The organism is Pseudomonas sp. Irchel s3b5, assembly GCF_900187435.1.
Classification (GTDB): Bacteria; Pseudomonadota; Gammaproteobacteria; order Pseudomonadales; family Pseudomonadaceae; genus Aquipseudomonas.
This window is the reverse complement of sequence record NZ_FYDY01000031.1, coordinates 45,403-55,212: the sequence shown is the minus strand read 5'-3', so window position 1 is coordinate 55,212 and position 9,810 is coordinate 45,403. Positions and strand designations below refer to the sequence as shown.

Genomic DNA, 9,810 nt, shown 5'->3' with positions numbered 1-9,810 from the left:
GGTACAGATACACTTTTTCGACTTTGGCATCGGGTCGCATCATGGCGAGCTGGCTCCTGAAGGAATCGGGAGCACAGCATCCGGGATCAGCTAAGCGCTTTGAATGTGGGGTTTATGGAGCGCTTACAAAACACCGTCCCGTCAGGCGGTGTTGTCATTAGACGACCTGCGAATTCCTTTCACTGGTCCTTTTCGCAATTCACCATCCATGACACGCCAAAACGGTCGACCAACATGCCGAAACGCGCAGCCCAAAAGGTGGTCTCCAGCGGCATTTGTACGCTACCTCCCTCAGATAAAGCACTGAAAACGCGTTCAGCTTCGGCGATGCTGTCGACATTCAGCGAGATGGAACATCCGCTCATATTATCGGTGGGGCGGTCAGGGGTGGTGTCCGACCCCATGATTGCCTGATCGCCTACAACGAGACGGGTATGAATGATCAGGTTATGGAGGTCTTGCGGCACGTGCTCGGCGGCGGGGGTGTCGCCAAAAGTCGTCATGGCTTCGATCTGACCAGACAAACTTTGCGCGTAAAACTCAAACGCGGCTTTGCAGTCGCCATTGAAGATCAGGTAAGGATTGATTTTCATATTCGGCTCCAGGTTTGGAAGGGACACATCGGATTGGACGCCGGGTGCAGCAGCGAATTCCGATGTATTGAGCCGAAAAGCAAAGCGCTAAATAGCGGTAATGGCGGGAATTTCTTTAGAAGATTTTTCGATAGGCCGGGCCAGACTTATGGCTTCCGGTGCGCGTCGTGGAGACAACACTCGTTCGATGGCACCACTCACCAGGCTCTCCAGCAGCTCATCGTGCTCCTGTTCATCCAGAATATGAGGTGTAAGCCAGCTGGGGGCGCTGTTGAGCAATGACGCAATGGCATGCCCGGCTGCCAACACACCCTGCTCACTGAAACGGGGCTTTACATCAAGTATTTTCAGCAGGGTACGCTCGTACTGTTCGCGCAACTGCTGCACCCGTTGCTGCTGCTCGTCATTCAGGCAACCGCTGTCACGTTCCACCAGACGAAAATGCCAAGGCATATCCCGATGCAGGTTCAGGTGCGCGCGTATCACGCTGTTGAGTTTGTCGCGTTTCGCCGGGGCTTTTTGCCGGATGCGTTCGAGCGTAGCCAACAGCTCCTCGTAGAACTCTTCGATCAGGTCGAGTAACAAGTGCTGTTTGCTGGGGTAATGATGGTACAGCGAGCCTGGAGAAAGCCCCAGGCACGTGGCGAGTTCGCGCATGCCGACCTGGCCGAAACCTTTGCTGGCAAACAATTCCAGCACCTTGTCCCGGTACTCTGCGAAACGCGAACAACGCTCAGGCATAGGCATGGAAGCCGCGCCCCGTTTTGCGTCCCAGATACCCGGCAGCGACCATTTCCTTAAGCAGTGGAGCCGGGCGGTACTTACTGTCGTTGAAACCTTCATAGAAGGCTTCCATGATCGCCAGTAGAGTGTCCAGGCCGATCAGATCCGCCAGGGCCAATGGGCCGATGGGTTGATTGCAGCCCAGGCGCATACCTGCGTCGATGTCTTCGGCGCTGGCCAGGCCTTCCTGGAACACCAGGATCGATTCGTTGATCATCGGTACCAGGATTCGGTTAACCACGAAGCCCGGACGGTTACCCGCGGTGATCGCGGTTTTGCCGAGGGTCGTTGCCATGTCCAGGGCCAGTTTGTGAGTGGCATCACTGGTTTGCAGGCCACGAATCACTTCAATCAACCCCATCACCGGCACCGGGTTGAAGAAGTGCAGGCCGATGAAGCGTTCAGGTTGGCTGACGCTCGCAGCGAGCTGGGTGATCGACAGCGACGAAGTGTTGGACGCAATCACGCACTCGTGGGTGACCTGCGCGGCGATCTGTTGCAGTACACGTAATTTCAGTTCGAGATTTTCCGTGGCCGCTTCGATCACCAGTTGCACGTTTTGCAGGCTGCTGTAATCGGTACTGGTGCGGATTTTGTCGAGGGTTGCCAGTTTCTGCTCTTGTGTCAGGGTTTCCTTGGCAACCTGCCGATCAAGGTTCTTACCGACGGTTGCGACAGCTTTTTGCAGCGCGCTCTCGGAGATGTCGATCAAGGTCACGTTGAAACCCGCCATGGCGCAGACTTGCGCAATGCCGTTGCCCATGGTGCCTGCACCGATCACTCCGATGTTTTGCAGATTCATCTTTACGTCCTTCGATCAAACCGTGCGATACCTTCGCCGCCACTGCGGCCGAAGGCGTACTATTGCCGCGAGTCTAGAGCTGGCAGGACGGTTGTCCTATGCCGCAACTGTTCAACGGCACTGGCGTTTTTTGCCATTCGGATGATGAGAAGAGAAACGTTCATATGCGGGAAAAGGACTCGGTCGCTGCCTATTTTGTACAGGCAATGATCCATGGGCTGCGGGATAAACCACAGCGCGTGAAGGCGGTACTCGAACAGGCGGGTGTCGATCCGGCGATCATGCAACAGCCGACGGCGCGAGTGCCGGCCAGTGCATTTGCTGCGTTGTGGCTGATACAGATCCGCGAACTCGACGACGAGTTTTTCGGACTCGACTCACATGGCATGCCACCCGGCAGTTTCGCCTTGATATGCCGCGCTTTGATCCAAGAGCCCGACCTGCATAAAGCCATGCGCCAGTGCCTGGCCAATTTCGCACTGTTCTTGCGCGACTTTCGCGGCACGCTGACGGTCCGTGGCAAACGGGCAGTAATCAGCCTGGAAACCCAGTCGCAAGACGCCGATGCCAGCCGTTTTGGAGAAGAGACGTTCCTGGTGTTGATGATCAGTATTTTGTGCTGGCTGGGTGGCCGGCGTATCCCGATTGATCGCGCCGACTTTCGCCATGAGCGTCTGTCGCTCAGCGATGACCGTTTGCTTTGGGGTCCCAACCTGACCTTCGGCGCTGAACGCACTGAAATCGAATTTGCCAGCCATTACCTGCGACTGCCGGTGGCACAGGATCTCGTGTCGCTGAAAGTGTTCCTGCGCACGGCGCCGCAATGGTTGGTCATTCGTTTTCGCAACCAGCATGGCCTGGCGTCACACGTTCACCAGCGTTTGCGCGGCAGTCATTACAGCGAATGGCCGACGTTGCAGGCCTTCGCGTTGGAGCAGCACCTGAGCCCCAGCACCTTCCGCCGCAAACTGGAACGCGAAGGCTGTTCTTATCAGGAGATCAAGGATGAAGTGCGACGGGGTGTGGCGTTCGAACAGTTGCGGCAGAGCGGGGCAAGTATCAGTGATATCGCCGAACAGCTGGGTTTTCAGGAACCCAGCGCCTTCCATCGGGCGTTCAAGAAGTGGACGGGGGAAAGCCCGGGGCGCTATCGGGCGAGGTATCAGGAGTAACAACAGGCGCTTCTGTTTTTTGGTCCCGACGTCAGGCGTTTTCCAGCATCTCAATCAACGGCTCCTGCCACACCGTTTCGTGGGTCTCTCGCAGTTCGGCGGAATGACGTTGGCGCATTTTTTCTTTCCATGGAGTGCCGCGAACCGTAGCTTTCACTGCGGTTCACGACGGTCGAGCTCATGTCGGCGTTCTTACGCCGATTGAATTACGCCACCACCCGATAACACGGCACATACGCCGCGCCGCCCGGCAACTTCATGCGGTGCTGGGCGACGAAGGCTTTGAGCAGTTGGTCCAGTGGCTGCATGATCGCGGCATCGCCGCGGATCTGATACGGGCCGTGCTCTTCGATCAGACGGATGCCCTTGTCCTTGACGTTGCCGGCGACGATGCCGGAGAACGCGCGGCGCAGGTTGGCCGCCAGTTCGTGAGCGGGCAGGTCGAGGCTCAGTTTCAGGTTGGCCATGTTTTCGTGGGTCGGGTCAAACGGACGCTGGAAGCCCTCATCGATTTTCAGAAGCCAGTTGAAGTGGAAGGCATCGGCGCGCTCGCGGCGGAATTGCTTCACCGCTTTGAGGCCTTGGGTCATTTGCCGGGCGACTTCGACCGGATCGTCGATGATGATCTGGTAATGCTGTCTGGCTGCATCGCCCAGAGTGGCGGCGACGAAGGCGTCCAGTTGTTCCAGGTACGCGGCAGCGTGTTTCGGCCCGGTGAGGATGACCGGGAAGGGCAGGCCGGCGTTGTCCGGGTGCATCAGGATGCCGAGCAGGTACAGGAACTCTTCAGCCGTGCCGGCGCCGCCCGGAAAAATGATGATGCCGTGGCCGACGCGTACGAAGGCTTCGAGGCGTTTTTCGATGTCCGGCAGGATTACCAGTTCATTGACAATCGGGTTTGGCGCTTCGGCGGCGATGATGCCCGGCTCAGTCAGGCCAAGGTAGCGGCCGCCGTGGATGCGTTGCTTGGCGTGGGCGATGGTCGCGCCTTTCATCGGGCCTTTCATCACGCCGGGGCCGCAACCGGTGCAGATGTCCAGGCTGCGCAGGCCCAGTTCGTGGCCGACCTTCTTGGTGTATTTGTATTCTTCGGTATTGATCGAGTGGCCGCCCCAGCACACCACGATTTTCGGCTCGACGCCGGGGCGCAGGGTGCGGGCGTTGCGCAGCAGGTGGAAGACGTAGTCGCTGATGCCCTGGGAGGTGCTCAGGTCGATGCGTTGGCTGTCGAGTTCGTTTTCGGTGTAGACGATGTCACGCAGGGCGCTGAACAGCATTTCCCGGGTACTGGCAATCATTTCGCCGTCGACGAAGGCGTCAGCCGGGGCGTTCAGCAGTTCCAGGCGTACGCCACGGTCTTGCTGGTGTATGCGGATTTCAAAGTCTTTGTAGGCTTCGAGGATGGTCTTGGCGTTGTCGACGTGGGCGCCGGTGTTGAGGATGGCCAGGGCGCATTGGCGGAAGATGTTGTAGGTGCTGCCGGAACCGGCTTCGCTCAGTTGCTGGACTTCCCGTTGCGAGAGCGTTTCCAGGCTGCCTTTTGGGCTGACAGAGGCGTTGATTACTTGTCGTTGGGTCATGCAATGATCCTTAAAACGATGGCATCCGCGCAAAACCAGCGAATGACATCCGAATAATATGTATCCATGAAAGAAGATGGCACGAACTGCTCGGTCTCGCCATGTCCCCCGTTTGACGGTGAAAAGATGAAAAGGAGCCCCAGCATAGCTAAATCCCTCGCAGAGGCGATAATGGCCCGCAGTCTTTTTGCCCATGACCCAAGGAAACCTGACGCAATGTTCGAAATCCAGCCGATGAACGCCGAACGCTACCGGCAACAGACGCGGCGCAGCACGATCATCATTGCCCTGATTTTCCTCGCCCTCGCGATGGTCCTGTCCACGGCCGCGGTGGCGTTGTTCGGTGAGCCGGGCGGCGACAATCTGCGATTCAATGTCGGAGGGGTGTTTGTCGCCGTACTGGTCATGGTGGCGCTGATGCGCAAAGTCTTCTGGACTCAGCCATGGATGGCCCCGGCAGTCTATAGTTGGCAGCTCAAGCGCACGCTCATGGCAATCACCAATGTCATGCACCATGTGAAGGTCTCCGTGGAGGCCGACGATCCGATGGCCATGAAGCTGCTACGGTTCTATCATTTGGGCTTGAACCAGATGCACCAACTGGACGGCAACTCCAGTGACCACAACCAGTTGATCCACGAGATGGAGCAACACAAGACGCGGATGGAAGCGCTGGGTATCGACACCGAGCAGACGCAATTCAACCCGGCGTGGCTTCAAGCGGTGAAGCCAGCGGCGGCGTAGGGAGCAGCACAACAATCGGGAGTGTCGCGCCATCATCAGCACTCAGGGAGCAGCATGGGAAATCTGTTGATCAACGATCCTGTTGAAAGTCGCCGGCCTGCCGTGACCCGACTGAAGGTTCGCTCGGCGGTGACGCTGATGGTCGCGGTGTGTCTGTCGATGACGGTGATCTTGATCTGGGAGGCCTGGAGCTCGCATCGGTACCACCTGCGTGACAAGGAAGTGGCCATGTCCAACCTTGCGCAGGCCCTGGCATCACAAGCCCAGGATTCGATCAAACAGGCCGATACGCTGTTGTTTACCCTGGTGGATCGATTGGAGCACGAGGGTGCCGATCAATCCCGCTTGCCGCGTTTGCTCAGCGCCCAGCGCAGTGAGCTGAGCCAGCTCCACGGTCTGTTTGTGTTCGACGAAACGGGGCGCTGGCTCGCCAACTCCAACGGTGTCGGGCAGGAGGGGCTCAACAATGCGGACCGCGAGTATTTTCTGTTCCATCGCGATCATCCAGGCCGAGGGCCGCACATCGGGCCGTCGATCAAGAGCCGTTCGAGCGGCGAGTGGGTCATGCCGGTGTCGCGACGGGTCAATCATCCGGACGGCAGCTTCGCCGGGGTGGCGCTGGCGACGATCTATCTGAGCCATTTCCTGCAACTCTACGACAGCATCGATATGGGCAGTAACGGTGTGATCAACCTGATCGCCGACAACGCGACCATTGTCATTCGCCGACCCTTCAATTCGTCAGATATTGGCACCAGCCTGTCCAAGAGTCCGTTGTTTGTTGATTTGCTGCCCAAGGGCGATGCGGGCACCGCCACCATCAAATCGATCATCGACGGCGTGGATCGGGTCGTGGGGTATCGCCGGGTCGAGGGTTATCCGCTGATCGTTTTTGTCGCGGTGAACAAGGACGAAGTGCTCGGCAGCTGGCGCAAGCAAACCCTGCTCAGCGCGGGTCTTGTCTCGGTGTTGCTGGTCGTTCTCTGGATGCTGGGTTATCGGCTGATCAAGCTGATGAGGCGCCAGAACCGAGTCCAGGCCGAGTTGCTGGGGACTCAGGAAAAACTCCTTGGGGTCAACCGCAACCTCGAACAGCTGGCCCTCAACGACGCGCTCACCGGGCTGGCCAACCGGCGGCAGTTCGACATTTTCATCGAATCGGAACTGGGTCGCGCCCGGCGTAACCAGACGAGCCTCGGGTTGCTGATGCTCGACGTCGACCATTTCAAGGCGTTCAACGATCACTACGGGCATTTGGCCGGTGACGAGTGTTTGCGCAAGGTCAGTGCGATCATCACTGACAATATCCGCAGTCCCGGTGATCTGGCCGCCCGATACGGTGGCGAGGAGTTTGCCGTGGTGCTGCCCGGTGCGGACTACGTGGGGGCGTTTCTGGTCGCGGAAAAAATCCGTCGTGCGGTGCAGGAGGCGAACATCCTGCATGGTGACAGTCCCGAAGGGCAGGTGACGGTCAGTCTTGGGTTGAGTGCCTGTGATGCGAGCTCGTTGGCCGGGCCCGAGGATCTGATCGGCGCAGCGGACAAGGCGCTTTACGTGGCCAAGACCAGCGGCCGGAATATGAGCGTCATCGCCAACTGACCGCCACGCGTTTAGCCCGACCGGTCAAGGCGCTGGATGAATCGGGTGTTGTCAGTCCGTGCGCCGCCATTTCCACAGACGAAGATAGACCAGCACATTGATCAGCAGCACCACGCAGCCCAACCCAAGCTGAATGCCCGGGGTCAGCCCGGCGGGGTAGATGATCGGCCAGACATAATGCTCGATGAATCCACCGTCATAGCCGGCTTGCCCGGCGCGATGGCGCAGATGGTTTTCCCAATCGGTGAGCGGGCAGGGCAGGTGAAAAAACTCCACCGCCATCCCCCACAGTGCTGCAGGTGGATGCCACCACACCAGGTGGCGCCATTTGAGCACCAGCAGACCGCCGAACAATACGAACAGAATGAACGACAGATGAAACAGCACCAGCCCATCGGCAGTGATTTGGTACAGCATGGCGATGTCCCTGGCCGGGTAGATCAATCGCTCCATGGTACTCGGGCTGGCCTTGGATACCGTGGCGGGTGAGCAAAATTGTTAAAGCCAATGGCCGCTAGGACTGGCACAGTCACGGGCTTTCCCTTTCTGTAGAACGTCATGTCCAATTCACTCCTGCCCCGCAGTGCCTTTCTGCGCGGCGCCGCAGCGATCATGCCGCTGTCCCTGGCTACGGCGCCCTGGGGCTTGCTGGCCGGTTCCATGGCCATCGAAGCCAATCTCACGCCCCTGCAAGGTCAGGGCCTGTCGAGCATCGTGTTTGCCGGTGCCGCGCAGCTGGTTGCCATCGGTATGCTCAAGGGCGGTGCCGGGATCTTTTCGATTTTGTTGACCACGTTGCTGCTGACCTCCCAGCATTTGCTCTACGGGATGAGCATGCGTTCGGTGATTTCACCGCTGCCGGGGCGCTGGCGTGTGGGGTTGGGGTTCTTGCTGACGGATGAGCTGTTCGCCCTGACCAGCCAACACGACAAACAGCAGTTCAACCGCTGGTACGCTCTGGGTGTCGGCTTGACGTTTTACATCGCCTGGAACCTCTTCACCCTGGCCGGGATTGTGTTGGGCAGCAGCATTCCGGGCCTTGAGCATCTGGGGCTGGACTTCTCCATCGCGGCGACGTTTATCGCCCTGATCACCCCGGTGGTGCGCAACGTACCAACCGTGGTGTGCGTGGCGGTGTCGTTGTTTTGCTCAGTGTTATTCAGCTACTGGCAGTGGGGTTCGGCCCTGGTGCTGTCGGGTTTGGCGGGGATGACCGCCGGGTTTGTCTGCAACAAATTCTACGGTGGACGCACATGATGGTCTGGGCAGTGATTATCGGAATGGGCCTGTTGGTGTTCCTCAACCGCTATGTGTTTCTCGAGCCGAGGTTGCCGCTTCGCTTGAGCAGTAATGCCCGGCAGTTTCTCGGGTTTGCGGTGCCGGGGATGCTGACGGCGATTTGCGGGCCGATTGTGTTCATGCCGGAGAAGCAACTGAACCTGCAATGGGACAATCCGTACCTGATCAGCTCGCTGGTGGCTGTCGGTCTAGTGCTGTACACCCGTAATACTTTGCTCAGCATGCTGTTGAGCATGGGCTTCTTCTTTGTGCTGCGCTGGTGGCTCTGAGGTTTGGCGCAGGAAAGTTGTTCTACGCTTAAGGTTGATGAACGAACCCTTCAGACAGCGAGGTGAACATGGCCAATGAACCCAAGCGTCCCGATCCGGACGAAGATGTTGATGAGCCTACGGAAGAAGAGATTGAAGAGCAGAGGCGTTGAACGCACGCCAGGCTCACGACTTGATTGTTTCATCAATTAACCAGGCGCCCTGATTTCTGACATTGCCCACCGCCTTGTCGACTTTGTGCCACTCAAATACATCACTCACTTCGCCTTGCATTAACACCATCTCTTCGGCCCGCTCTTTGGGGGTGGCCGGGTCCAGCCATTCCCTGGCGAACTCCGCTGAAAACACCACCGGCCTGCGGTCGTGCACATCCAGCAGGCCGCCAGCGCTGTCGGCGGTGATGATCACGAAGCCGTCGTGCTCCCGTGGAGGCGCGCCACCGACGGGGAACTGACCAATGGCGGCGCAGAACACCGGTGCGTGGTCTCGTCGACGAATCAGCCAGGGTTGCCGCGTCGAATCGCCGGCATCGACCCATTCGAACCAGCTATCAACCGGACAGATTGCGCGATGGGGCCAGATCGCCCGGAAATACGGGCCATGGGCGACTTTCTCGACCCGCGCATTGATCGGCACCGCACGATCCGTCGCCCAGTGCGGTCGCCAGCCCCAGCGTACCGAGTCGGCATGCAGTCGCCCATTTTCCTCATGCAACAGGGCGAGCTGCGTGGTAGGCGCGGCGTTGTAGCGCGCCAATGGCTCGTTGCCGACGTGATTGATCAGCGCATCGGGAATGCTCAGCGCCGCCACAAAGTCGTGGATTCCGTGGTATTGCGACAGTCGTCCGCACATGGCCTGACACTCTGGTTGGGCGGTGTTTTCAGTTTAGTTGCTGGACGTAAAATGGGCCTGGCAAGCACTGGAACCAAACTCTGTGTACCTTATCCAACCTCGGCCCGTCGCCCGATG

The 9,810-nt window shown here is 58.6% G+C and carries 12 protein-coding genes; 5 read left to right on the top strand and 7 right to left on the bottom strand.

Annotated features, from left to right (window positions below; translation table 11 throughout):
- Window positions 1-179: 179 nt before the first annotated feature.
- The 3 genes from CKW15_RS23930 to CKW15_RS23920 form a co-directional block, all read right to left on the bottom strand.
- Window positions 180-593, bottom strand: a complete 414-nt coding sequence (locus CKW15_RS23930; RefSeq protein WP_095056927.1) for a VOC family protein — start codon at window positions 591-593, stop codon at window positions 180-182.
- 87 nt (window positions 594-680) lie between these two features.
- A complete protein-coding gene (locus CKW15_RS23925; protein ID WP_095056926.1) occupies window positions 681-1,340 on the bottom strand; it encodes a TetR/AcrR family transcriptional regulator in 660 nt (219 codons plus the stop codon).
- The gene (locus CKW15_RS23920) at window positions 1,327-2,178 is read right to left on the bottom strand and encodes a 3-hydroxybutyryl-CoA dehydrogenase (protein ID WP_095056925.1); all 852 of its coding nucleotides are present in this window, start codon (window positions 2,176-2,178) and stop codon (window positions 1,327-1,329) included. The genes CKW15_RS23925 and CKW15_RS23920 overlap by 14 nt, the downstream gene beginning before the upstream one ends.
- 164 nt (window positions 2,179-2,342) lie before the next feature.
- Between CKW15_RS23920 and CKW15_RS23915 the strand changes: the two genes are divergently transcribed.
- Entirely contained in the window at window positions 2,343-3,350 is a 1,008-nt protein-coding gene (locus CKW15_RS23915) for an AraC family transcriptional regulator (protein ID WP_095152778.1), read from the top strand.
- A gap of 31 nt (window positions 3,351-3,381) precedes the next feature.
- Here the strand turns inward: CKW15_RS23915 and CKW15_RS28880 are convergent, their stop codons facing one another.
- Both CKW15_RS28880 and ppnN read right to left on the bottom strand, forming a co-directional pair.
- Entirely contained in the window at window positions 3,382-3,507 is a 126-nt protein-coding gene (locus CKW15_RS28880; RefSeq protein ID WP_256580300.1) for a hypothetical protein, read from the bottom strand.
- A 49-nt stretch (window positions 3,508-3,556) separates the two neighbouring features.
- Complete coding sequence (gene ppnN / locus CKW15_RS23910) at window positions 3,557-4,930, bottom strand: nucleotide 5'-monophosphate nucleosidase PpnN (RefSeq protein WP_095056924.1); 1,374 nt, start codon at window positions 4,928-4,930, stop codon at window positions 3,557-3,559.
- Between the two features lie 216 nt (window positions 4,931-5,146).
- Between ppnN and CKW15_RS23905 the strand changes: the two genes are divergently transcribed.
- Together CKW15_RS23905 and CKW15_RS23900 are read left to right on the top strand one after the other, a co-directional pair.
- Entirely contained in the window at window positions 5,147-5,674 is a 528-nt protein-coding gene (locus CKW15_RS23905) for a DUF3087 domain-containing protein (protein WP_095152775.1), read from the top strand.
- A 54-nt stretch (window positions 5,675-5,728) separates the two neighbouring features.
- Window positions 5,729-7,273 (top strand): sensor domain-containing diguanylate cyclase, encoded by a 1,545-nt coding sequence (locus CKW15_RS23900; RefSeq protein WP_095056922.1) that lies wholly within the window; start codon window positions 5,729-5,731, stop codon window positions 7,271-7,273.
- Between the two features lie 51 nt (window positions 7,274-7,324).
- Here CKW15_RS23900 and CKW15_RS23895 read toward each other — a convergent pair whose 3' ends face one another.
- Window positions 7,325-7,690, bottom strand: coding sequence for a DUF2784 domain-containing protein (locus CKW15_RS23895; protein WP_095152774.1), 366 nt, complete (start codon window positions 7,688-7,690; stop codon window positions 7,325-7,327).
- Window positions 7,691-7,831: 141 nt separating this feature from the next.
- Between CKW15_RS23895 and CKW15_RS23890 the strand changes: the two genes are divergently transcribed.
- A complete protein-coding gene (locus CKW15_RS23890; RefSeq protein WP_095056920.1) occupies window positions 7,832-8,530 on the top strand; it encodes an AzlC family ABC transporter permease in 699 nt (232 codons plus the stop codon).
- Window positions 8,530-8,841, top strand: a complete 312-nt coding sequence (locus CKW15_RS23885; RefSeq protein WP_177408774.1) for an AzlD domain-containing protein — start codon at window positions 8,530-8,532, stop codon at window positions 8,839-8,841. The genes CKW15_RS23890 and CKW15_RS23885 overlap by 1 nt, the downstream gene beginning before the upstream one ends.
- 165 nt (window positions 8,842-9,006) lie before the next feature.
- Here CKW15_RS23885 and CKW15_RS23880 read toward each other — a convergent pair whose 3' ends face one another.
- A complete protein-coding gene (locus CKW15_RS23880) occupies window positions 9,007-9,693 on the bottom strand; it encodes an SOS response-associated peptidase family protein (protein WP_095152773.1) in 687 nt (228 codons plus the stop codon).
- Window positions 9,694-9,810: the final 117 nt, after the last annotated feature.